Raw genomic sequence first — 22,873 nt, 5'->3', positions numbered from 1 at the left:
CTACGCGGAGTCGTCGCCCTCCAATCCCTTGCGCAGCGCGCGCAGGAGGGCCGCGGTGCTGACCGGCTTGTCCACGATTTGCAGGTTGTCCAGCGGGGGCAGTTCCTGCGGGTCCGGTGGCGCGTCCGGGCGGGCGAGCAGCACGACGCCGCCCTGGTAACCCTGTTCGACCAGCGCGGCCAGCGTGCGCACGCCGGTGAACAGGTTCATGTCGGCGTCGAGCAGCACCAGGTCGGGCAGGCCGCCGGCCTCGATCCACTGCAGCGCGGCGGTGCCGCTCTGGCTGGCGTGCGCCTGGTAGCCGTAGGCATCGAGCGTATCGGACAGCAGCGACAGCTGGCCGGCCTCCTCCACCACCACCAGCACGCGTTCGGCGGCGCCTTCAAGGCTCTGCATGTCGTCCATCGCCTCGGCGTCGGCTTCCATTTCGTCCAGCGGGATGTAGAGGTCGAAACGGGTGCCGCTGCCGGGTTTGCTGTCCACCCGCATCACGCCGCCGTGGCTGGCCACGATGCGCTTGCACGAGATCAGGCCCAGGCCGGTGCCGGCGTCCTTGGTGGTGAAGAACGGTTCGAACAGGTGCTCCAGCACGGCCTGGTCCATGCCTGGCCCGGAGTCGATCACGCTGATGCGCAGGTAGCAGCCGGTGTGCGGCACCTCCTCGGGCAGGAAAAAGTCGTCGGCCAGCCGCTGCTGGCTGGTCTCGATGCGCAGGTTGCCGCCGTCGGGCATCGCCTGGATCGCGTTGAGGCAGAGGTTGAGCAGGCATTGCTGCAGCTCGGTGTGGTTGCCCTCGAAGGCCAGCTCGGGGTCGTCGATGGCCAGGTCCATCACCACCGAACGGGGCACGCTGCCCTGCATCAGCAGGCCGAACGCGCTCATCAGGGTGCCCACGCGCACGCGCTCGGCGCGGCGGGCGCCGCGGGCGAAGGAAAGCATCGAGTGCACCATCTCCAGCCCGCGCTTGCCGCAATCGCGCACCAGGTTGCCCAGCCGCATCAGGCGCGGGTCGTCCTGGTAGTCGCGCAGGCTGTCACCGGCCAGCAACAGCGGCTGCAGCAGGTTGCGCAGGTCGTGGCTGAGGCCGCCGGCGAGCATCGCCAGGCTCTCGAACCGCTGCGCGCGGATCAGGTCGGCCTCGGCGCGGCGGTTGGCCTTGCGCGCATCCGCCTCGACCAGCGCCCGACGCACCGCACTGGCCAGGCGCACGGGGTTCTGCTTGAGGATGTAGTCGGTCGCGCCGTTGCGCAGTGCCTCGATGGCGGCATCCTCGCCCAGCGTCGCGGAAACGAAGATGAAGGGCAAGTCCTCGTCGCGCTCGCGCAGCAGCTCCAGCGCACGCTGCCCGGAGAAACCCGGCACGCTCAGGTCGGACAGCACGATATGCGGGGCGAACTCGTCCAGCGCGGCCAGGTAGCCGGCTTCGTCGTCGACCAGCCGCGCCTCGTGCGGGATGCCGTCGGCGTCCAGCTCGGCCAGCACCAGCTCGGCGTCGAGCTCGCTGTCCTCCACTTGCAGCACCCGTATCGTCGGCATCGACTTGATCTGCCGGTTGGGCATGGGGTTCTCCGTCACTGGCCGTGCGGCCATCGTTGTCTACACCGCGGGCGACCGCCCGGGCGCGTCTGTTCATGCGTCAATTCGCCTCGGGCGCCTCGTTCAGCACCGCCCAGAACCGGCCCAGCGTGCGCACGGCCTCGAAGAACTGGTCCACGTCCACCGGCTTGATCACGTAGGCGTTGGCGCCGAGGTCCCAACTGCGCGCCAGGTCGCTCTCCTCGCGCGAGGAGGACAGGATCACCACCGGTACGCGCCGCAGGTGCTCGTCGTGGCGCATGCGGGTGAGCACTTCCAGTCCGTCCATGCGCGGCATCTTGATGTCCAGCAGCACCACCGCCGGGTCGCCCGGATCGCGCCCGGCCCAGGCGCCGGTGCAATGCAGGTAGTCGAGGCATTCCACGCCATCCTCGACGTGCACCACCGGATTGGCCAGGTGGGCTTCGGCCAGCGCGTCCATCGCCATCTCGGCGTCCGCCAGGCTGTCCTCGACCAGCAGCACGGTGCGCAGTTCTTTCTTGTTCATGCCGCTGACTCTCCGTTTTGCGCCCCGGCCACGTCGATGGCCGGCAGCGAGAAGTGGAACGTGGCGCCCTGGTCCGGTACGGCCTCGGCCCAGACCTTGCCGCCGTGGCGCGTGATGATGCGCCGCACGTTGGCCAGGCCGATGCCGTTGCCCGGGAAATCCGAGGCGCGGTGCAGGCGCTGGAACACGCCGAACAGCTTGTCCGCGTACTGCATGTCGAAGCCGGCGCCGTTGTCGGCCACTTCGAACTCGTAATCGCCGCGGCTGCTGCGCCCGGCGCTGACCTCGATGCGCGCCACCTCACGGCGCCCGGTGTATTTCACCGCGTTGCCGAGCAGGTTCTGCCACACCGTGCGCAACATGTTGGCGTCGCCGATGACCATCGGCAAGGGCCCGATCGTCCACACGATGCGCCGGCCCTCCGCCGAGGATTCGGCCAGTGCCCGTGCCTCCTCCACCAGCGACTGCATGTCCACCGCCTGCAACCGCAGCGGGCCGCGGCCCAGGCGCGAGAACACCAGCAGGTCGTCGATCAGCAGCGCCATGCGCTGGGCCGCGCTGTCGATCACGCCGATGTAGTGGCTGGCCTTGTCGTCGAGCTGGCCGGCCAGGTGGTGCTCCAGCTTGCGCACGAAGCCCGCCACGTGGCGCAGCGGCGCGCGCAGGTCATGCGAGACGGAGTAGCTGAACGCCTCCAGCTCGCGGTTGATGTCGGAGATCTGGTTGATCTTGCCCTCGAGCTGGCGATTGAGCTCGATCACCTTCTCCTCGGTCAGCGCGCGCACGGTGACGTCGCTGACCGTGAGCAGCAGCGCCGGTTCGTCGGTGAGATCCTGCTGCAGCCGGCGCGCGTTGACCACGATGTGGCGCTGCTCGCCGTCGGCGGTGCGCTGCACCAGGTCGTAGTCCCACAGCTCGCGGTCGCTCAGCAGCACGTCGCGGAAACGCTGCAGCAGCGCGCTGTCGTTCCACACGCCGCCGCCGATCTCGACGAGCGTGCGCGACGGTTGCTGCGGGTCCTCGCCGTACAGGTCGCCGAAAGCGTTGTTCAGCAGCAGGCTGTTGAGGTTGGCGTCGAACAGCGCGATCGGCTCGCGCACCGATTGCAGGATCAGCCGCGAACGCAGCACCGCGCGGCCCTCGCGCGTCTCGGCCCGGCGCCGCTGGCGAATCTGCCGTTCCGAGGCGATCACGATGATCGCCAGCAGCACCAACTGCGCCAGCGCGGTAATGCCCTGCACCAGCTGGCCGTTGAACTCGCGGTGGTGGGCGGCCTGCTTGCGGGCGGTCAGCAACTCATCTTCGTTGGCGACGATGCCGTCGATCTTGGTGGCGAACGGAAACAGGTCGGTGGCCTCGCCCATCGCTTGTCCGGCGCGGCCCACGTCGCCGCGCCGCTGCAGCTCGCGCGCACGAGCCATCAGGGTGAGGCGGCCGGTAACGCTGTTTTCCAGCGCGCCGATCAGGGTCTGCTGGGCCGGGTTGTCGCGGGTCATCGCACGCAGCCGCTGCAGCAGTTGCGGCACCTGTGCCGCGGCGCTCTCGGCCTCGGCGCGCGTCTCGGTGCCGACGTCCCCGACCAGCATGCGGTAGGTCGCCGCCTCGCTGCTGCGGATCAGGTAGGCGATGCGATAGGCGACCGAGCGCACTTCGGTCGAGTGGGTGACCCAGCTGTTGGCCAGCACGGTGTCCTGCGTGTTCAGCCGGGTCACCACGTACGGCAGGCCGACGATGATCAGCATGGCCGACAGCAGTCCGGCGACCCGCCAACTCATGAAGCTGCGGAAATTCATTCGATCCAGCCCTCCGCGACGGCCAGCATCAACGCCCGCCCCATTCTGGCACGACCCGGCGGATCATCATCCCTGCGGCGGGGCGCCCACGCCCCAGTGGCGGTTGGGCGTGGCCTGCATGCGGAAGTGCAGCTCGCCACCGGCGAGGATCTGCGCGTGATGCAGGAAGGGGGCGGCCAGCGGCTTGCCGTTGAGCGTGACCTCGCCGACGTAAGGGTGCGCGTCATCCAGCGGCGCCGCGCTGACGGTGAAGTCCTTGCCGTCGGTCAGGTGCAGCGTGGCACGCCCGACGAACGGCCGGCCGATGGCGTAGACGTCGCTGGCCGGCGTGACCGGGTAGAAGCCCAGCGCGGTGAACGCGTACCAGGCCGACATCTGGCCCAGGTCGTCGTTGCCCGAGAGTCCGTCCGGCCGCGCGGCGTACTGGCTGTCCATGATCTGCTTCAGCCTCTCCTGCGTCTTCCACGGCGCGCCGGCGTAGTCGTAGAGATAGGCGATGTGGTGGCTGGGCTCGTTGCCGTGCGCGTACCAGCCGATCAGGCCGGTGATGTCCTCGACGTGCTTGAAGTGCGCCGGGTCGACCTTCGCGTCGAACAACGCGTCCAGCTTCGCCACGAACTTCGCGGCTCCGCCCATCGCCTCGATCAGGCCCGCCACGTCCTGCGGCACGTACCACGAATACTGCCAGGCGTTGCCTTCGGTGAAGTCGCTGCCGTAGCCGGCGGCGGTGGGGTCGAACGGTTCGCGGAACTTGCCGTTGGCCAGCCGCGCGCGCATGAAACCGGTATTCGGGTCCCACGCGTTCTTCCAGTTGCCGGCGCGCCTGCCGAAGGTGGCGGCAACGTCGTTCTTGCCCATCGCCTTCGCCATCTGCGCCAGCGACCAGTCGTCGTAGGCGTATTCGAGCGTCTTGGAGGCGCCCTCCGGCTCCTTGTCGATCGGCACGTAGCCGAGCTTCATGTAGTCGGCGAGATCCCCGTAGGGCGCGTAGGTGGCGCTGGCCACCATCGCCTGCAGCGCCTTGTCCGCATCGAAGCCGCGCACGCCCTTGATCCAGGCATCGGCGATCACCGGCACGGCGTGGTAGCCGATCATGCACCAGGTCTCCAGGCCCTGGTACGCCCACACCGGCAGGATGCCGAACGGGCTCGCCTCGCGCGCGGCGATCAGCGAGCGGATGAAGTCGGTGCTGCGTTCGGGATTGAGCAGCACCATCAGCGGCTGCTGCGCGCGGTAGACGTCCCACAGCGACCAGGTCGAGTAGAACTCGTAGCCGTCCGCCTTGTGCACGGCATGGTCGGGGCCACGGTATTCGCCATTGACGTCCATGCTCAACGTGGGCGACAGCATGGCGTGGTAGAGCGCGGTGTAGAACTGCTTGCGCACGGTGGCGGAGGCATCGACGTCGACCACCGCCAGCGCCCGATCCCACGCGGCCCCTGCCTGCGCGCGGCGGGCGTCGAAATCCCAGCCCTTGCCATCGGCATCGAGATTGGCCACCGCGTTGGCGGCGCTGACCGGCGAGATCGCCACCTTCACCTCCAGCGGCTGCTTCAGCGCACCGAAGTCGAACACGCCGACCAGCGCGCGGCCGTTCTGCGCGTCGTGGTCCACCGGCTGGTTGCCGGGGCCCTTGAAGCCCTTGTAGAGGACGTCGCTCTCGCGGTCGTACAACGTGCGCGACGTCATCGGCTGGTTGAAGCGCATGGCGAAGCACAGCTCGCGTCCCGGCGCCCAGCCGCGGGTGGTGCGGCAACCGGTGACGGTGCCGTCGTCGGCCACCTGCAGCTTCGACCACAGCACCTTGCCGGGGTAGTCGTAGATGCTCGGGCGCAGGTCGAGCAGCAGGTGCGCGGGCTTGTCCTTCGGAAAGGTGTAGCGATGCCAGCCCACGCGGCGGCCGGCGGTGAGTTCGGCGCGGATGCCGTAGTCGCTCAACGTCACCGCGTAATAGCCGGCCTGCACCACTTCGCTGTCGTGCGAGAAGCGCGAGCGATAACCGCTGCCCGGTGTGGCCGGGTCGCCCGGTTCCAGCCGCACGTCGCCGGCGATCGGCATCACCAGCACGTCGCCCAGGTCCGAATGTCCGGAGCCGGAGAAATGCGTGTGCGAGAAACCCATGATGCTGCTGTCGCCGTACTGGTAGCCGGCGGCCCACTTGTAGGCGTGCTTGAAGTCCGGCATCGCGGTGTCAGGCGAGAGCTGGATCATGCCGAAGGGCACGGTGGCGCCGGGGAAGGTGTGGCCGTCGCCGCCGGTGCCGATGCGGGGATCGACATTGCCGGCGTGGCCGCTGGCGGCCAGTGCGGACGAACAGGCGGCACAGGCCAGCAGGGCGAACAACATCGGGATGCGGAGGGTCATGGCGATCTCGGCGCAGCGGGGCAAGCTGCGAAAGTAGCACCCGCGCGGGCATGTTGCAGCGCGTGATCGGTCGGCGCATGGAAACGGTTACATTGCCCCGGTTGCTTGCCCGCCGAGCGACACACGCCCGACCGCCTCCCGCACCGGAATCGCCATGGCCCCTGTCGTTACGCCGCCCCGCCCCACTCCCCTCGCGCCGGACCACGGTGCGCCCCGCGCGCCCTACACCAGCAGTTGGCTGGCGCTGGGCGTGCTCACCACGATCTTCTTCATGTGGGGCTTCCTCACCTGCCTCAACGACATCCTGATCCCGCACCTGAAGTCGATCTTCCAGCTCAACTACGCCCAGGCGATCCTGGTGCAGCTCACCTTTTTCGGTGCGTATTTCCTGATGGGCATGCCGGCCGGGCGCATGGTCGCGGCACTGGGCTACAAGAAGGGCATCGTGGCCGGGCTGGCGATCGCCGGCATCGGCGCGCTGGGCTTCTGGCCGGCCGCGGCGCTGCATCTCTACCCGGCCTTCCTCGGCGCGCTGTTCGTGCTGGCCACCGGCATCACGGTGTTGCAGGTGGCCGCCAATCCGTACGTGGCCCTGCTCGGCCCGGAGAAGACCAGCTCCAGCCGGCTCACCCTGGCACAGGCGTTGAACTCGCTGGGCACCACGCTGGCGCCGCTGTTCGGCGGCCTGCTGATTCTCTCCAACGTGGTCAAGAACCCGGAGGAACTCGCCGCGCTGGAACCGGCGCAACGCCTGCTCTACGACACCCAGCAGGCGCAGGCGGTGCAGTTCCCGTACATCGGGCTGGCGGTGGTGCTGTTCCTGCTGGCGCTGTTCGTGTGGATGTTCCGGCTGCCGGCATTGACCGAGTCCACCGACAAGGACGATCACGGCCGCCATGGCTTCGCCGACGTGCTGCGCCACCCGCACGTGCTGTTCGGCGTGCTGGGCATCTTCTTCTACGTCGGCGCCGAGGTGTCGATCGGCAGCTTCATGGTCAACTACCTGTCGATGCCCGACATCGGCCACATGAGCGAGCAGCAGGCGGCGAAGTACGTCTCGTGGTACTGGGGCGGTGCCATGCTCGGCCGTTTCGTCGGCTCGGCGTTGATGGCCAGGATCTCGCCGCGCAAGCTGCTGGCCACGTTCGCCGCGATCAACGCGCTGCTGGTGCTGACCACCATGCTGAGCAGCGGCACCACGGCGATGTACAGCATCATCGCGATCGGCCTGTTCAACTCGATCATGTTCCCGACCATCTTCGCGCTCGGCATCGAGCGGCTTGGCCCGATGACCAGCAAGGCATCGAGCCTGCTGATCATGGCCATCGTCGGCGGCGCGGTGATCCCGCAGCTGCAGGGTGTGCTGGCCGACCACATCGGCCTGCAGCACGCGTTCTTCCTGCCGCTGCTGTGCTACCTGTACATCGTGTTCTACGGCATCAGCGGCTCGAAGATCCGCAGCAGTGTCGACTGATCCCGCCCCGCCCCGGCCGATCCTCTGTTTCGGCGAGGCGCTGATCGACCTGCACGCCAGCGGCGTCGACGCGCACGGCTTCGCCGCCAGCTTCGTCCCGTTCGCCGGCGGCGCGCCGGCGAACGTCGCGGTGGCGGTGGCGCGCCTGGGCGGCAACGCGCGCTTCGCCGGGATGCTCTCTACCGACCGCTTCGGCGACTTCCTGCTGGATGGCCTGCAACGCGCCGGCGTGGGCACGGCGGACGTGTCGCGCACGGCCGCACCCACCGCGCTCGCGCTGGTCACGCTGGATGCCGCGGGCGAGCGCAGCTTCATCTTCCATCGCGAGCGCACGGCCGATCTGCAATTCCGCGTTGCCGATTTCCGCGCCGGGGCATTCGACGGCGTGGCGGTGTTCCACGTCTGCTCCAACTGCCTGACCGGGCCGGCCATCGCCGACGCGACCCGCGAAGGCATGCAGCGCGCGCACGGCGCCGGCGCGCTGGTCAGCATGGACCTCAACCTGCGCCCTGCGTTGTGGCCGGCCGGCGCCGATGCACTGACGCAGGTGTGGCCGGCGCTGCATCTGGCCGACGTGGTGAAACTCTCGGCCGAGGAATTCGCGTGGCTGGCACCGGACGGCGAGCAGGCCGCGCTGGACCGCCTGTGGCGCGGTCGCGCCCGGCTGCTGGTGGTCACCGACGGCGCGCGGCCCATGCGCTGGTTCCATCCGGATGCCGAAGGGGAGCTGCCGGGCTACGCCGTGACCGTGGTCGACAGCACCGCCGCCGGCGACGCCTTCGTCGGCGGCCTGCTGTGCCGCCTGGCCGAACTCGACGCCACGCCCGACCGGCTCGACCACCTGGTGAGCCAGCTGCCGCGGCTGCACGCGATGCTGCGTTTCGCCGCCGCCTGCGGCGCGCTCACGGTCACCCGCCAGGGCTCGTTCGCCGCGATGCCCAGTGGCGCCGAGGTGCTCGACTTCATGGAGAAGCAGGCATGACTGCCGCACCCGATTTCCGCTCGCCTGACTTCCTGCGCAGCCACATCGCGCAGACGATGGCGTTCTACCATCCGCGCGCGATCGATCCGGAAGGCGGCTTCTTCCACTACTTCAAGGACGACGGCACGATCTACGACCGCAGTCATCGCCACCTGGTCAGCAGCACGCGCTTCGTCTTCAACTACGCGATGGCATGGCTGGCCTTCGGCAACCCCGAATACCTGGAGGCCACGCGGCACGGCCTGCGCTACCTGCGCGAGGTCCATCGCAACCCCACCAACGGCGGCTATCACTGGACCATCCGCGACGGCCGGCCGGAAGACAGCTCCAACCAGGCCTACGGCGTCGCCTTCGTGCTGCTGGCCTACGCCACCGCGCTGAAGGCCGGCATCGAGGAAGCCCGCGGCTGGATGACCGAGACCTGGAACCTGCTCGAGCAACGCTACTGGGAGGCCGACGCGCGGCTGTACCGCGACGAGGCCGATGCCGACTGGCATTTCAGCGATTACCGCGGCCAGAACGCCAACATGCACATGTGCGAGGCGATGATCGCCGCCTACCAGGCCACCCGTGAACCGCGCTATCTGGACCGCGCGTTCACCCTCGCCGACCGCATGACCCGCGACCAGGCCGCCAAGGCCGATGGCCTGGTATGGGAACACTACGATCGCCACTGGAACATCGACCGCGAGTTCAACCGCCACGACCCGAAGAACCTGTTCAAGCCGTGGGGCTTCCAGCCCGGCCACCAGACCGAATGGGCCAAGCTGCTGCTGATCATGGAGCCGCTGCTGGCTGCGCGCGGCACGCCGCAGGACTGGCTGCTGCCGCGCGCGAAGGAACTGTTCGACCGCGCCCTGGCCCACGCCTGGGACGACGAACACGGTGGCATCTGCTACGGCTTCGCGCCGGATGGCAGCATCTGCGACGACGAAAAATATTTCTGGGTGCAGGCCGAGTCGCTGGCCGCCGCCGCCCTGCTGCACGCGCGTACCGGCGAGGCCGTCTATGACGACTGGTACAGGCGCCTGTGGACCTACGCGTGGGAGCATTTCGTGGATCACCGGCATGGCGCCTGGTACCGCATCCTCACCCCCGACAACCGCAAGATCAGCGACGAGAAGAGCCCGGCCGGCAAGACCGACTACCACACCATGGGCGCGTGTCACGAAGTGCTCGCCTTGCTCGCGCGTTGAACCCTGCCAAGGGAAGCCCTCATGATCCGACGTTTGCCCGCTCGCCTCGCGCTCGCGACCCCGCTGTTGCTGGTCGCGCCGCTCGCCTTCGCGCAGGCGGCCGAGGGCTCGCCGGCCACCGCGGTCAACCCGCTGATCGGCAGCAGCAACGGCGGCAACACCTTTCCCGGTCCGATGCTGCCGTTCGGCATGCTGCAGTGGAGCCCGGAGACGACCCGCGGCAAGCACAATCGCACCGCCGCGCCGGGTGGCTACGCCTACGACCACCCGCGCGTGCGCGGCTTCGCCCTGACCCATCTGTCCGGCACCGGCTGTGCCGGCGCCAGCGGCGACATCCCGTTCATGCCGATCACCACGGCCGTCACCAGCTCGCCCTCGGCCGATGCCACCGACAGCGTCTACGCCAGCGATTTCTCCCACGCCGAGGAAACAGCCAAGGCCGGCTACTACCGGGTGGCGCTGGCCAACGGCAGCTCCGTTGAACTCACCGCCGCGATGCACAGCGGCATCGCCACCATCGACTTCCCCGCCGGCAAGCCAGCCAACCTGCTGATCCGCACCTCCGACTCCGAGGTCGGCAGCAGCGCCGCCGACGTGCGCGTCGATCCGGCCACGCGCACGGTCACCGGCTCGGTCACCAGCGGCAACTTCTGCGGCTATCTCGCCGAGGCGGACCGCAAGAGCTACTACACGCTGTATTTCGTCGCCGAGTTCGACCAGCCGTTCCGCACCGGCGGCACCTGGGTGGACGGCCAGGTGCGCGCTGGCGCGCGCACTGCCAGCGGCGGCACCGGCTATGGCGATAAAGGTTTCTTTGCCATCGGCAAGGGTTCCGGCGCGTGGCTCGACTTCGGCAACCACGGCGCGAAGGTCGGCCTGCGCGTGGGCATTTCCTACGTCAGCCTCGCCAATGCGCGCGCCAACCTCAAAGCGGAAATTCCACAGGGCACGACGTTCGCCAGCGTGCGCGAGAAGGCCGTCCAGGCGTGGAACCGGGATCTCGGCCGCATCGCCGTCGACGGCGGCACGCCGGACCAGCGCACCACCTTCTACACCGCGCTGTACCACGTGATGATGCATCCGAACGTCTACAGCGACGTCAACGGACAGTACCGCGGCTTCGACCAGCGCACGCACACGGTCGAAGGCCGGCAGGCGATGCAGTACGCCAACTTCTCCGGCTGGGACATCTACCGCTCGCACCTGCAACTGGTCAGCTGGCTCGACCCGAAGCGCGGCAGCGACATCGCGCAGTCGCTCTACAACCAGGCGCGGCAGAACCACGGCGAATGGGATCGCTGGACGCACAACTCCGGCGGCACCCACGTGATGAGCGGCGACCCGGCAGTGCCCGCGCTGGCCGACATCGTGGCGTTCGGCGGCCGCGACTTCGACCTGCACGGCGCCTATGCCTCGCTGGTGAAGGCAGCCACGGTGGTCACTGCCAACGATCTCTCCGATGACGGCTGCAACGTCGAGTGCGTCGGCCAGCGTCCGTCGCTGGACCAGTGGCTCGACCTGCACTACATCGCCAGCAAGTCGCATGCGTGGGGCGGCGCCGGCGAAACGCTGGAAGACAGCACCGCCGATTTCGCGCTTTCCGAACTCGCCCGCCAGGTGGGCGACGCCAGCGGCCGCGCCCGGTTCCTGACCCGCGCCGGCTACTGGCGCAACCTGTTCAACCCCAGCGCCACGCCGCAGGCCGGCTACATCCAGAACCGCAACGCCGACGGCAGCTGGCCGGCCTTCACGCCGGCCACCGACGACGGCTTCGTCGAGGGCAGCGCCGCGGTCTATCTGTGGATGGTGCCGTTCGACGTGCACGGCCTGTTCGACACGCTGGGCGGCAAGGCTGCCGCCACCCGGCGGCTGGATGCGTTCTTCCACACGCCCGACGGCCAGTGGGCGTTGACCAAGGCCGGCCCGCTGCACGCCGAGCTGGACAACGAACCCTCGGTGGCCACGCCCTGGCTCTACGACTACGCCGGGCAACCGTGGAAGACCCAGGAGGCGGTGCGCATCGTCGCCAACACGATCTGGAAGAACGCGCCCGACGGCATCCCCGGCAACGACGATCTCGGCGAGATGTCCTCCTGGTACGTCTGGGCTGCGCTGGGCATGTATCCCGAGATCCCCGGGCGCGCCGAACTGCTGCTGGGCAGCCCGCTGTTTCCCCACGCCGTGGTGCACGGCAGCGGCGGCGAGGTGATCATCGACGCGCCCGGCGCCTCGGCACGGACACCGTTCGTGCAGTCGCTCACCGTGGACGGCAAGCCGCACGACGCACCATGGCTGACACCGGCGCTGGTCGCCCACGGCGGCACGTTGCGCTACGCGCTGGGCGCGAAGGCCAATACCTCGTGGGGCGCGGGCGACGCCGGCGAACCACCGTCATTTCCTCCGCCGCATGGTTGATGCGCGGTCGCAAAAGGTCAGGGAACGGTCGCGGCCGTTTCATCGCATATTTAGGGAACGGTCGCGGCCGTTCCATCGCTCATTTCAGGAATGGGGAACCGGACACATGGCAAAGGCACTGACGAAACGACTGACCACGAGCCTCGCGCTGCTGCTCGGCGCGGCGTTGTCCGCACACGCGGCGGACGCGCCGAAGCACGGCTTCGACCCGCAGCAGACCTTCGCCCCGTTCACCTACCCGCAAGCGGCCAACGCCATGCGCGATGCCAGCGGCAAGCCCGGCCCGGCGTTCTGGCAGAACCGCGCCGACTACCGCATCGAGGCGACGCTGGATCCGTCGACGCGCAAGCTCAGCGGCAGCGAAGTGATCAGCTACACCAACCACAGCCCCGACGCATTGCCGGTGCTGTGGCTGCAGATCGAACAGAACCGCTACCGCAAGGACGCCCGCGGCGCGTTCGGCGGCGCCAAGTTCCCCACCGAGTTCACCAGCGGCGAACACATCCGCTCGGTCGAGGTGGAGGACGCCGGCGGCCACAGGCAGAAAGCGCACTGGGTCGTCAGCGACACCCGCATGCAGGTCACCCTGCCCACCGCACTGAAAGGCCATGGCGGCCAGCTCAAGCTGCACATCGCCTGGGATTACACCGTGCCCGGCGAGTTCGGCGGGCGCACCGACGTCAACGCGAACAGGCAAGGCGACATCTTCGAGATGGCGCAGTGGTATCCGCGCATGGCCGTTTACGACGACCTGCGCGGCTGGGACACCCAGCCCTACCTCAACAGCGAGTTCTACCTCGAATACGGCGACTTCGACTATCGCGTAACCGTGCCTTCGGACATGCTGGTGGTCGGCTCGGGCGAACTGCTCAACCCGCAGGACGTGCTGACCGCCACCGAGCGCAAGCGCCTCGACCAGGCCCGCCACAGCGACGCCACCGTGATGATCCGCAGCGCCGCCGAAGTCGACGACCCGGCCAGCCGTCCGAAGCGCGGCGGCACGCTGACCTGGCACTTCGCGATGAAGAACACCCGCGACGTGGCCTTCGGCGCGTCCAGGGCGTACATCTGGGACGCCGCGCGCATCAACCTGCCCGACGGCAAGACCGCGCTGGCGATGTCTGCCTACCCGGTGGAAAGCGCCGGCGACAAGGCCTGGGGCGTGGCCACGCAGAACCTGAAGAAATCGGTCGAGTTCTTCTCGCGCACCTACTACCCGTATCCGTACCCCGTCGCCATCAACGAAGCCGGCACCGCCGGCGGCATGGAATACCCGGGCATCACCTTCGACCACAAGAAGGCTGCCGGCGCCGTCCTGCGCATGCTGATCGCCCACGAAATCGGCCACACCTGGTTCCCGATGGTGGTGGGCAGCAACGAGCGGCGCGACGCATGGATGGACGAGGGCTTCAACACCTTCGTCGACGTGTATGAAGCCGAGGCCTTCGACGGCGGCAAGTTCGCGCCCAAGCGCGACAGCGAATACGCCCCCGGCAAGGGCACCCCGGCCGAGCAGATCGCCGCCATCCTGAAGGATGCGGACGCGCCGCCGCCGATGACCCTGGCCGATGCGATCCCGGAGAAATACCGCCACCCGATCACCTACTTCAAGGCCGCCTTCGGCCTGGTGCTGCTGCGCGAGGAAATCATCGGCCCGGAACGCTTCGACCCCGCCTTCCGCCGCTACATCGCCACCTGGGCCGGCAGGCACCCCAGCCCGTCCGACTTCTTCCGCTTCATGGAAAGCGACACCGGCGAGGATCTCGGCTGGTTCTGGCGCGGCTGGTTCGAACACAACTGGCAATTCGACATGGCCGTACAGAAGGCCGCCTACACCGACGGCGACTACCGCAAGGGCGTCGACGTCACCGTGGCCAACCTCGACCAGTTGGTGCTGCCCGCCACGCTGCAACTCGTCTACGACGACGGCAGCAAACAGGACGTGCGCGTGCCGTGGGAAACCTGGATGCAGCACCGCAGCTACGTGATCCACGTCGACGGCACGCGCAAGCTGCAATCGGCCACGCTGGACCCGGCACGGGATCTGCCCGATGCCGACCGCAGCAACAACACGTTGACGATGCCGTAGCCAGCGGCGCGCGAATGGAGGGGGCGGCGACCGGTCGACCACCGCGTTCGGCCTGCATGTCGATCGCCCCCAGCGACACGTCGTCAGCCTGCCCGTCCCGTGCAGGGGCGCCCGACAACCCTTCGCAGGAGATCGGGGCCAGTTCGATCATCGACCCGGTCGGTCGCGACTTTTCTGCAGCAACAGCAGATAGCTCGCGGCAGACCAGCTGAAATTGGGCGACTGATAGCCTTGGCCAGTCAGCGGGTCGTAGTTTTCGTACATGGGGGCCTGCTGCGCCAGCCCCTTGGCGTTGAGCACGAGGCGACGGGCCATGACGTCGGCCTGCCGGCGATAGCCGAAACGGCGGAGCGCCTCGATGCCGAACAAGGCCTGGTCGAGCCAGACCGGGCCGCGCCAATAGCCCTTGATCGGGGAGAAGCGCGGATCGTCCGCGGCGAGCGTGGGGAACGGCATGACGGTGGCGAACTTGCGCGGATCGAGCATGGTCCGCACCACCGACCTGGCCTGATCGGACGTTGCCACGCCGGCCCACAACGGCGTCCAGCCCTCCGAACCATAGACGCGCACGGGATCGCCACTGCCCAGCTTGACGTCGAAGAAGTAGCCGCCGGCCTTGTCGAACATGCGTGCCTGGATGGCGGCCTTCATCGTTGCCGCCTCCTTCAGCCATTGCGCTTGATCCCGCGTCCTGCCGAGGATGGCCGCGACCTGCGCCAGATCGAGTTTTTCCCTGTAGAGATAGGCATTGAGATCGGCCGACTCCTGATCCATGGACCAGGCGCCATCGCCGTTCTTCAGCATGCTGATGGCGTCGAAGCGGACGCCGTTGTCCATGCCGCTTTCCCACTTGGCGGCGATCTCGGTTCCATCGGTCGAACCGTATTCGGCCACGCCGTTGTGATCGTGATCGCGCGCCGTGAACCACCAGCGGTGATAACGCACCAGCTTGTCGTACATCTCGGCCAGGAAGGCCTTGTCGCCGGTGGCACGATGGATTTCCAACGCCGCCCACACCGCCATCGGTGGCTTGCTGTCCCGCCAGTTGTTGTCCGCCTTGCGCAGAAAGATGCAGTCGGGAACCATGCCGTCGGCGCGCTGGTAGTCGAACATCGCGCGCATCTGGTCGCGCGCAAGCTCCGGCGCGAACCAGGCCAGCGCCGCCGCATGCTTCCATGAATCCCAGGCCCAGAACCCGTTGAAATCGGGGTTGGAGTACGAGGGGATCACCCCGTCGTGATGCAGGTCGCCGCGCGCCGCCCGCCAGTTTCCCAGCAAGGTCAGGATGGCCTTGACCGACACCCGCCGTGCCGTGGCGTCGGGCAAGCCGGCGAGGTTACTCGATGCGACGGACTTCAGGTAACCGGCCCAGCGCGCGCGATTCCCGGCCCAGGCAGTGGCGTAATCGACGGGCGGCGGGGTCTCGGCATGGGCGTCGTAAAGCAGGGTCTGCTCGACAAAAACCGTCACCGTCTGATTCGACTCCAGATGCAGGGGGCGGTTCAGGGCGATTCGATAATCGGACCCCGACAACGTGATCCGATAGGCGGAAACGCCATCAGCATGAAGTCGTGTGCGCAGCATCGAGTTCGAATGGCTGAAGGTTTGCGTCACCGCGTCGCCAACCTTGGCGAGGTTCGCCTCCTGCGGCGACATCGCGCGCCCGCCGACGGAAAGATCCACGTCCTGCGACGTCTTCGCCGTCAGTTCGATGCGCACCAGCGCATGCCAGGAATCGGCATAGAACAGGGTCTGGCTCACCGTCAGGCCCGGACCGGAAAAGCGGCGAACCAGATAGCCCGGCGCTGCGTGGCTTGCTATCTCGGACAGGGCGATGCCCTTCCCGCTCGCGGCGCCTTGCAAGGTCAATTGGGCAAAGCGCGCACCGACCCATTGGCCATTGGCCAGGCTGTGCACGAACGGGCCGGAAAAGCCCGTTTCCGCCTCGCCGGCAGGAGGCAGGCTGTAACCATGCCAGGCGCCGGCGTCGAAGAAGATGTTGAAGCTCCGGTCCGTCGGTGCCTGCGGCGAACCATGCAGGTCAAGCACGTCGAGATAGTCCATGGCGGCATCGGCCCGATGGCCCGCCGGCTCCGCGCTGGCGCGCGCGCCGGCGAGGCTTGACGCGATGATGGCCGCAGCGACGATCAGGATAGTGGCGAATGGACGCATGATGAATCGCTCCCTGGCGAAGACCACCCGTGAAAACGTCGCGTCGGCCGCGGATGCGACCGACGCGACGCGGGTTTGCAGCTCCCGATGGTTGCCGATCCCGGGATTGTCAGAACTTGTACTTGACCTGGAAGTTGACCTCGCGCCCCTCGATCGAGCGCGCGAGGATCACCCCGCCGCCGCTGGCAAAGCCGAACAGGCGCGCGTTGCCTTCGGTGATGCCGATCTCGTTGGTGATGTTGGTGCCCCGCAAGGTCAGCATCCAGTTCTCGCCGATGTTGGCGATGGCGCCGACAGCGAGGTCGTGATAGCTGCCCAGCGGCTGTTGCTGCAGCCGGTCACCATAGCGATTGCCCACGCTTTCATAAGTGAGCCAGAACTTCATGCTGCCCCAGCCGGTCGGCACCACATAGGCCGGGGTCAGTCGGTACTGGAACTTCGGCTGGCGGCTCAGGCGCATGCCGCTGATGGTGTCGCACCGTTCGCTGCCGTCCTGCGCGACGTAGGGCACGCAGCTGTCGTAGCCGGAGTAGTGGCCATCCATGTAGTTGCCGCCCAGCGTCACCGAGAAATGCTCGAACGGCGTGATCGTCACCTGCGTATTGACGCCCTTGGTCACCGAGCCATAGACGAGGTTGACCTGTCCGGTGGGGAGGTCGATCGAATACGGTATGCCATGGAACAGCCGGCGATAGACACTGATGTCGGCATAGATCCACGGCGCCTGGTACTTGAAGCCGAGTTCCATGTTGTGGATCTTCTCCACCGGCGGATTCCCCTGGTTCACGATGTCGTCGAAACTGGGCAGGAACACGCCCTCATTGACACGCGCATAGGCGCTCATGTGGTCGCTCAGCGCGTAGTTGGCTCCCAGGGTCCACGACGGCGCGCTGCGCGAACCGGACGGATGATCGTAACTGTCCGCCAGATACTCGGCGTTGTTGTTGTACACGGTGTACGGATTGGCGTCGAGGTCGCCTGAGGTCGTGTGCTGGAATCGGCCGCCGATGCTGTCGTGCTGGATGCGCATGCCGCCGTCGAGCCGCCACCTGCCGATGTTCCATTCGTCGGCCACGAAGAACGCCGTGGTCGTTGCGTGCCAGCTCTCGTTGAACGCCATCCACGACTGCGGGTTGGCATTCCAGAACAGGCCTTGCGCGTCGGTCAAGGCGTAGTTGTTCGTGCCATCGCTCAGGTTGACCACGATCGGGTTCGGGTTGCTCTTCGCCTGCAGCAGCTGGTTGAGGCCGTCGTACTCCGCATGGTCCATGGAATACACCGCCGTGTAGTTGCCCACGGTCAGGGTGTTGCCCTCGAACAGCTCCTTGCTCAGGCGAAATTCGTTGCTGGCCGAACGGATCTTCTTGGGAATGAACTCGGGGTTCTGGACCGTCACGTTCTCGTTCATGTCCGCCGGCTTGCCATTGGTGTAGGTGGCGGTGGCGGCGAGATTGGCGGGAAGCCCGAAATCCGCCGCGGCGCCGGCAATGTAGTTGCCCAGCGTGGTCGGGTTGTCGCCTGTGCTGAAGAACGCGTTGATGTCCATGCGGCCGGCGACGAAGAACGCCTTGTCCGACAGCGACCAGCCGTTGTCGAAATACATGTCCAGATTGGCCCCCAGTATGTGGATGTCGCCACCCTCGCCGTTGGCCATGTCGATATTGACGCCGCCCGGCTTGCAGCCTGCGGTGAAGCACGGCGTGGTCTCGAGGAACTGGCGGCGATTCGCGTCGCTGCCGAAGGTGCCGGTCAACGGGCTGAAGCCCGGGTAGGCCGAGAACTTGCCCGGCGCGGGGTTGAAGATCGGCGTGTCGGTGACGAACTGGTTCTTGTCCTTCAACACGCGCGCATAGAACATGATCGAGCCGTGCTCGAGATCATGGCTCAACGTGGCCGTGAGCTGCCCGCCCTTGTCGGCAGGGAACTGCGGACTGCGCACGCCATCGGATTTCCGCCAGAACCCGCCAACGCTTCCGTACCAACCGCTGTCCTTGCCGCCGACGGGAAAGCCGTAGAAACCGTCGAGCCGAACCATGCCCTCCGAGCCATAGGTCAGGCCGATGCTTCCCGAGGGGGTGGCCGTGCCTTCCTTGAGGATGAAGTTCGCGATGAGCCCGGGCTGGCCGTTGCCATACAGAACCGAGGGACCACCCTGCACGGCCTCGAGGCGGTCGATGGTGTCATCGAGCCGGAACATGGCGTCGGTGAAGTAGTCCCACTTCGGAAACAGCGGCGAGCCGTTCATCTGGAAGGTGACGAATGGGGCGCCGCTGTCCGACGGAAAACCCGCCACTTCGATGTTCGCGCCGGTCTGGCCGCCGGAGGATTCCGGGAACACGCCCGGCGATATCTTCAGCAGGTCGGCCACGCTGATCGGGTTGAGCTCCTTGATCTGCTCCCTGGTCGCCGTGGTGATCGAGTAGCTGGCGTCGATCTTCTTGATGCCGCCGAAGGCGGAGTTGCCGGTGACCACGACCTGGTTGAGCGTCGTCACCGACGTCGATTCGGCGGGCTTCTGCTTGCCGCGATCTGCCGACGGTGCCATCGGGGACGGCGTGGTCTGGGTCGACGGGTCCTGCGCCCGGGCTGCGCCGGCCATCAGCACGACAGCGATGGCGATGGCGGTGCTCAGTGCCCGCCGGTTGGCCTGCTTGCGACTTCTCATGATGAACTTTCCTCCCCGAGACACGTGAATGATGGTTGTTTGCCTGGGCCGATGGCCGCTGCGCCTGCAGGCCAGCCACTCCCGTGAGCCCCTTGCGCCGACTCGCCGCTTCAACCGCGGTCCATGTCATGGATTCCGCCCGGCGAGTGCGCATCCTAACCCAGAAAATTTGATTTGTACTACCATAATATAAAATGCACATAATACGGAGGCGTACGCCACGGGTGCCGATGGCGTTGCCTCCCTGGTGGACGAGACTCTCTGCGGCGGCGAAGTTGCGCCTGCGCGACCGGTGCGGCGGAACATCCGCGCCGGGCCGTGGCCACTCATCCTGCAGTGCCGCGCAGGGCATTCCCGGCTGCCCGGCGAACTTCGCCCGCGCGTTTGTATGATAAATTTCGAGCGCTGACCCACACTGCAGCACGCTGTTCCGCCCGATGCACCCGACCTTGCGCGGAGCCGGCGTGGCATGCGGAAGCCCTTGCCACGTTGAGAGGTTGATGATGAAGGCCACGGATTCACGCAGTCTGCACGGCCACGTGATCCGTGAACTGGGCAAGCGGATCGTCGTCGGCGATTTGCGCCCCGGGGATCTGTTGCCGCGCGAGGAGGATCTGGCCGAAAGCATGGCGGTGAGCCGCACGGCGCTGCGCGAGGCGCTGAAGGTGCTTTCCGCCAAGGGCTTGATCGAATCCCGCCCGCGGGTGGGTACCCGTGTACGCGCGACGCACTTCTGGAACCAGCTCGATGCGGACGTCCTGTCGTGGCGCTGCGCCTCGATGCCGACCGACGACTTCATCGCGAAACTGGTGGAAATGCGCGAGATCATCGAGCCGGCGGCGGCGGCGGCCGCGGCACGCCGGCGCACTGCGGCGCAGTTGGCCAAGGTGGAGCAGGCCTATCGGCAGATGGAGGTGGCGCGGGATTCCGAAGCATGGGCCGTGGCGGACCTCGGCTTTCACGACGCCCTGCTCCAGGCCACCGGCAACGAACTGATGATCTCGCTCTTCTCGGTAATCGAGAGCGCGCTCGGGATGTTTTTCGTGCTGTCGGCACAGACCGCCGGCGACTTCAGCTATTCGCTGCCGCACCACTTGAAGGTGCTCGAAGCCATCCGTCGCAAGCAGCCGGAAGTGGCCCGCAAGGCGATGCAGAACATGATTGCCGACTCGCTGGCCAACCTGCACAGGAAGCGCAGGAAGAGCACCCGGAAAACCTCCTGAGTCACGCCCGGACCGAACCGGCTACGACTCGCGCAGCACCTGGTCGAGCTTGTCCAGGAACTCCTCGGCGTTGGCCTGGCTGAACACGATCGGCGGCTTGATCTTCAGCACGTTGTCGTCCGGGCCTTCGGTGGAGAGCAGCACGTGGCGTGCCTTCATCGCCTCCACCACCGCCTTGGCCTTCGGCCGGTCGGGGGTTCGCGCCGCGCGGTCGCGCACCAGCTCGACGCCGATGAACAGTCCGCAGCCGCGCACGTCGCCGATGGCATCGTGCCGCTGCTGCAATTCGCGCAGTCCGTCCAGCAGGAAACCGCCGACGCGGCGCGCGTTCTCCTGCAGCTTTTCGTCGGCGATCACGTCGAGTACGGCCAGCGCGATCGCGCAGGACACCGGGTTGCCGCCAAAGGTATTGAAGTACTCCATGCCGTTGACGAAGCTGGCGGCGATCTCCGGCGTGGTGACCACGGCGCCCATGGGATGGCCGTTGCCCATCGGCTTGCCCATGGTGACGATATCCGGCACCACGCCCTGGCGTTCGAACGCCCAGAAATGTTCGCCCACCCGGCCGAAGCCGACCTGCACCTCGTCGGCCAGGCACACGCCACCGGCCGCGCGCACGGCCGCGTAGGCCTCGGCCAGATAGCCTTCCGGCAGCACGATCTGGCCGCCGCAACCCAGCAGCGATTCGCAGTAGAACGCCGCCGTTGCGATGTCATGCCGGCGCAGGCTTTCGATGGCGGGCTGCAACAGGGCGCCGTACTGCCGACCGGCTTCGGAAGGCTCGCGGAAAGGCCCGCGATAAACGTCGGGCATCGCCACCACGCCCACATGCGATGCCTGCCCCTGCCCGCCCTTGCCGTTGAACTTGTACGGGCTCAGTTCGACCATCGAGGGCGAATGGCCGTGGTAGGCGTGATCCACCACGATCACGCCCTGCGCGCGTGTATGCGCCCGCGCCAGGCGCAGCGCGAGGTCGTTCGCCTCGGTGCCCGAGTTGGTGAGGAACACCACCGACAGCGCCGCCGGCAAGGTCGCCGTCAGGCGCAGCGCGTACTCGACGATGTTGTCGTGCAGATAACGGGTGTTGGTGTTGAGTTGCGCCATCTGCGCTTGCCCCGCCGCGACCACGCGCGGATGGCAATGGCCGACGTGGCAGACGTTGTTGACCATGTCCAGGTAGGGCTGGCCGTACTGATCGTACAAGTGGATGCCTTCGCCGCGAACGATCTTGAGCGGCTCGTTGTACGACACGCTCAAGGTCGGGTTGAGCACCTGCCGGCGCAAGCGCAGGATGTCGGCATTGCTGCGTTGGGGCACGTGGCCGGGAGCGGTGGGATCAATCATGGCTGGATTCCGGAAAGGGGCCGGCGAGGGCGTCGTCATCGGCGTCGGCAAGTTCGCGCAACAATGCCTGGACACCTTGTTGCGACACGAGGACAAATGGGTTGGCGGGGTCTTCCCGATGCGCGCGCGTCGCCATCAGCACGCTGTGGCAAAGACGCGCGAGGATGAATCGGCGCAGTTGCTCGAGTTCCACGCGCAGCAATGGACACTGCGCCAGATAGCCTTGAACGATGGTGCGCGCGCACGCCACCGGGTCGGCCTCGTGCTGCATGGCGTAGGTGCAGGCGATCGCCAGGTCGGCCAGGCGGAAGCTGGTGCACATGTCACCGAAATCGATCACCGCGCTGACCCGCTTTCCACCACCGCCGTCATCGGCCACGATCACGTTCAGGTCGTTGGCATCGTTGTGCAGCACGGTGATCGGCAACTGCGTGCGCCATTGCGGCAGGCGGGCGCAGAACGCCTCGACGTGCGCCTGCACGATGGCGCGCAGCCCGGCATCCTCGACATGGGCGATTTCGCCACGCAGCGTCGGCAAGCGCAGCAGGTTCCAGTCGTGCTGGCGATCGGCGGCAGGATGATGAAAGTCCTGCAGCCCACGCGTCAGCCGGCCTACCGCACTGCCGAGACTCTCGTGCAAGGCCGCGCGCCGGATCGGCGGCAGTGCCCCGATGGCATCCGCATAGGTCGTGCCGGGTACGAAGCTCAGCATGCGCACCTGGCACGGCTGCCCCGCCATCGGCAAGGTCAACAGGTGCCCGCCGTCGACGGCGAGCTGTACCCGCGGCCACTGCAACGCCGGCTCGCGCTCAGCCAGCGTCATCATGGCCCGATTCTCCAGGTCCACGTCCATCCGCGACCACGACGGATGCGCGATCTTCAGCACATACTCGCCATGATCGGTGCGGATGCGGAAGTTCTGGTCGGCATAGGATGGCAGGGCGCAGATATCGCCACGGATGCGCCAGTGCCGCTCGGCCAGCGCCAGTGCCGCATCAGGGGTCAGGAAATCCATGGGGCGCACACGAAGATTGCGGGATTCCGAATTGTAATATAAGTTGACATTTGAATCT

14 protein-coding genes are annotated in these 22,873 nt (G+C 67.2%); 6 read left to right on the top strand and 8 right to left on the bottom strand.

The genetic code is table 11. The annotated features are described in order from the left end of the window. From ACFCQI_RS11445 to ACFCQI_RS11430, 4 genes are all read right to left on the bottom strand, one after another. Positions 1 to 1,560 (bottom strand): response regulator, encoded by a 1,560-nt coding sequence (locus ACFCQI_RS11445; protein ID WP_395116776.1) that lies wholly within the window; start codon positions 1,558 to 1,560, stop codon positions 1 to 3. Positions 1,561 to 1,636: 76 nt separating this feature from the next. Beyond that, on the bottom strand, positions 1,637 to 2,083 hold the full coding sequence (locus ACFCQI_RS11440) for a response regulator (protein ID WP_395116774.1): 447 nt from the start codon (positions 2,081 to 2,083) through the stop codon (positions 1,637 to 1,639). Next, complete coding sequence (locus ACFCQI_RS11435) at positions 2,080 to 3,876, bottom strand: ATP-binding protein (RefSeq protein ID WP_395116772.1); 1,797 nt, start codon at positions 3,874 to 3,876, stop codon at positions 2,080 to 2,082. Before ACFCQI_RS11435 ends, ACFCQI_RS11440 begins: the two co-directional genes overlap by 4 nt. A 66-nt stretch (positions 3,877 to 3,942) precedes the next feature. Then, entirely contained in the window at positions 3,943 to 6,240 is a 2,298-nt protein-coding gene (locus ACFCQI_RS11430; protein WP_395116770.1) for a GH92 family glycosyl hydrolase, read from the bottom strand. A 154-nt stretch (positions 6,241 to 6,394) separates the two neighbouring features. Between ACFCQI_RS11430 and fucP the strand changes: the two genes are divergently transcribed. The 5 genes from fucP to ACFCQI_RS11405 all read left to right on the top strand — a co-directional run bounded on the left by fucP (position 6,395) and on the right by ACFCQI_RS11405 (position 14,396). Then, positions 6,395 to 7,714: an L-fucose:H+ symporter permease gene (fucP, locus tag ACFCQI_RS11425; protein WP_395116768.1), complete on the top strand. Its 1,320-nt coding sequence runs from the start codon at positions 6,395 to 6,397 to the stop codon at positions 7,712 to 7,714. After that, entirely contained in the window at positions 7,704 to 8,696 is a 993-nt protein-coding gene (locus tag ACFCQI_RS11420) for a carbohydrate kinase (RefSeq protein WP_395116766.1), read from the top strand. Before fucP ends, ACFCQI_RS11420 begins: the two co-directional genes overlap by 11 nt. Next, positions 8,693 to 9,892: an AGE family epimerase/isomerase gene (locus tag ACFCQI_RS11415; protein WP_395116764.1), complete on the top strand. Its 1,200-nt coding sequence runs from the start codon at positions 8,693 to 8,695 to the stop codon at positions 9,890 to 9,892. Before ACFCQI_RS11420 ends, ACFCQI_RS11415 begins: the two co-directional genes overlap by 4 nt. A 21-nt stretch (positions 9,893 to 9,913) precedes the next feature. Beyond that, positions 9,914 to 12,307: a GH92 family glycosyl hydrolase gene (locus tag ACFCQI_RS11410; RefSeq protein ID WP_395116762.1), complete on the top strand. Its 2,394-nt coding sequence runs from the start codon at positions 9,914 to 9,916 to the stop codon at positions 12,305 to 12,307. Between the two features lie 106 nt (positions 12,308 to 12,413). Further along, complete coding sequence (locus ACFCQI_RS11405) at positions 12,414 to 14,396, top strand: M1 family aminopeptidase (RefSeq protein ID WP_395116760.1); 1,983 nt, start codon at positions 12,414 to 12,416, stop codon at positions 14,394 to 14,396. 147 nt (positions 14,397 to 14,543) lie between these two features. Here ACFCQI_RS11405 and ACFCQI_RS11400 read toward each other — a convergent pair whose 3' ends face one another. Together ACFCQI_RS11400 and ACFCQI_RS11395 are read right to left on the bottom strand one after the other, a co-directional pair. Then, positions 14,544 to 16,460 carry a trehalase family glycosidase gene (locus tag ACFCQI_RS11400; protein ID WP_395121345.1) on the bottom strand — a complete coding sequence of 639 codons (1,917 nt, stop codon included), beginning with the start codon at positions 16,458 to 16,460 and terminating at the stop codon, positions 14,544 to 14,546. Positions 16,461 to 16,677: 217 nt separating this feature from the next. Then, positions 16,678 to 19,233: a TonB-dependent receptor gene (locus ACFCQI_RS11395; RefSeq protein WP_395116758.1), complete on the bottom strand. Its 2,556-nt coding sequence runs from the start codon at positions 19,231 to 19,233 to the stop codon at positions 16,678 to 16,680. 449 nt (positions 19,234 to 19,682) lie between these two features. Here ACFCQI_RS11395 and ACFCQI_RS11390 point away from each other — a divergent pair, with 449 nt between their 5' ends. Then, positions 19,683 to 20,456, top strand: a complete 774-nt coding sequence (locus ACFCQI_RS11390) for a FadR/GntR family transcriptional regulator (protein ID WP_395116756.1) — start codon at positions 19,683 to 19,685, stop codon at positions 20,454 to 20,456. Between the two features lie 21 nt (positions 20,457 to 20,477). Here the strand turns inward: ACFCQI_RS11390 and ACFCQI_RS11385 are convergent, their stop codons facing one another. Next, a complete protein-coding gene (locus ACFCQI_RS11385; RefSeq protein ID WP_395116754.1) occupies positions 20,478 to 21,800 on the bottom strand; it encodes an aminotransferase class III-fold pyridoxal phosphate-dependent enzyme in 1,323 nt (440 codons plus the stop codon). Continuing rightward, positions 21,793 to 22,815, bottom strand: coding sequence for a phosphotransferase (locus ACFCQI_RS11380; protein WP_395116752.1), 1,023 nt, complete (start codon positions 22,813 to 22,815; stop codon positions 21,793 to 21,795). Before ACFCQI_RS11380 ends, ACFCQI_RS11385 begins: the two co-directional genes overlap by 8 nt. Positions 22,816 to 22,873: the final 58 nt, after the last annotated feature.

It is taken from the genome of Rhodanobacter sp. FW102-FHT14D06, from assembly GCF_043950705.1.
Lineage (GTDB): Bacteria > Pseudomonadota > Gammaproteobacteria > Xanthomonadales > Rhodanobacteraceae > Rhodanobacter.
The sequence above is the reverse complement of the archived record's forward strand: the minus strand, read 5'-3'. Positions and strand labels throughout refer to the sequence as shown.

What these genes read in the sequence shown, in the direction of transcription:
- ACFCQI_RS11440 (WP_395116774.1), bottom strand. Translation starts at nt 2,083, where the DNA reads ATGAACAAGAAAGAACTGCGCACCGTGCTGCTGGTCGAGGACAGCCTG.
- ACFCQI_RS11415 (WP_395116764.1), top strand. Translation starts at nt 8,693, where the DNA reads ATGACTGCCGCACCCGATTTCCGCTCGCCTGACTTCCTGCGCAGCCAC.
- ACFCQI_RS11410 (WP_395116762.1), top strand. Translation starts at nt 9,914, where the DNA reads ATGATCCGACGTTTGCCCGCTCGCCTCGCGCTCGCGACCCCGCTGTTG.
- ACFCQI_RS11435 (WP_395116772.1), bottom strand. Translation starts at nt 3,876, where the DNA reads ATGAATTTCCGCAGCTTCATGAGTTGGCGGGTCGCCGGACTGCTGTCG.
- ACFCQI_RS11430 (WP_395116770.1), bottom strand. Translation starts at nt 6,240, where the DNA reads ATGACCCTCCGCATCCCGATGTTGTTCGCCCTGCTGGCCTGTGCCGCC.
- ACFCQI_RS11385 (WP_395116754.1), bottom strand. Translation starts at nt 21,800, where the DNA reads ATGATTGATCCCACCGCTCCCGGCCACGTGCCCCAACGCAGCAATGCC.
- ACFCQI_RS11445 (WP_395116776.1), bottom strand. Translation starts at nt 1,560, where the DNA reads ATGCCCAACCGGCAGATCAAGTCGATGCCGACGATACGGGTGCTGCAA.
- ACFCQI_RS11400 (WP_395121345.1), bottom strand. Translation starts at nt 16,460, where the DNA reads ATGGACTATCTCGACGTGCTTGACCTGCATGGTTCGCCGCAGGCACCG.
- ACFCQI_RS11380 (WP_395116752.1), bottom strand. Translation starts at nt 22,815, where the DNA reads ATGGATTTCCTGACCCCTGATGCGGCACTGGCGCTGGCCGAGCGGCAC.
- fucP (WP_395116768.1), top strand. Translation starts at nt 6,395, where the DNA reads ATGGCCCCTGTCGTTACGCCGCCCCGCCCCACTCCCCTCGCGCCGGAC.
- ACFCQI_RS11405 (WP_395116760.1), top strand. Translation starts at nt 12,414, where the DNA reads ATGGCAAAGGCACTGACGAAACGACTGACCACGAGCCTCGCGCTGCTG.
- ACFCQI_RS11395 (WP_395116758.1), bottom strand. Translation starts at nt 19,233, where the DNA reads ATGAGAAGTCGCAAGCAGGCCAACCGGCGGGCACTGAGCACCGCCATC.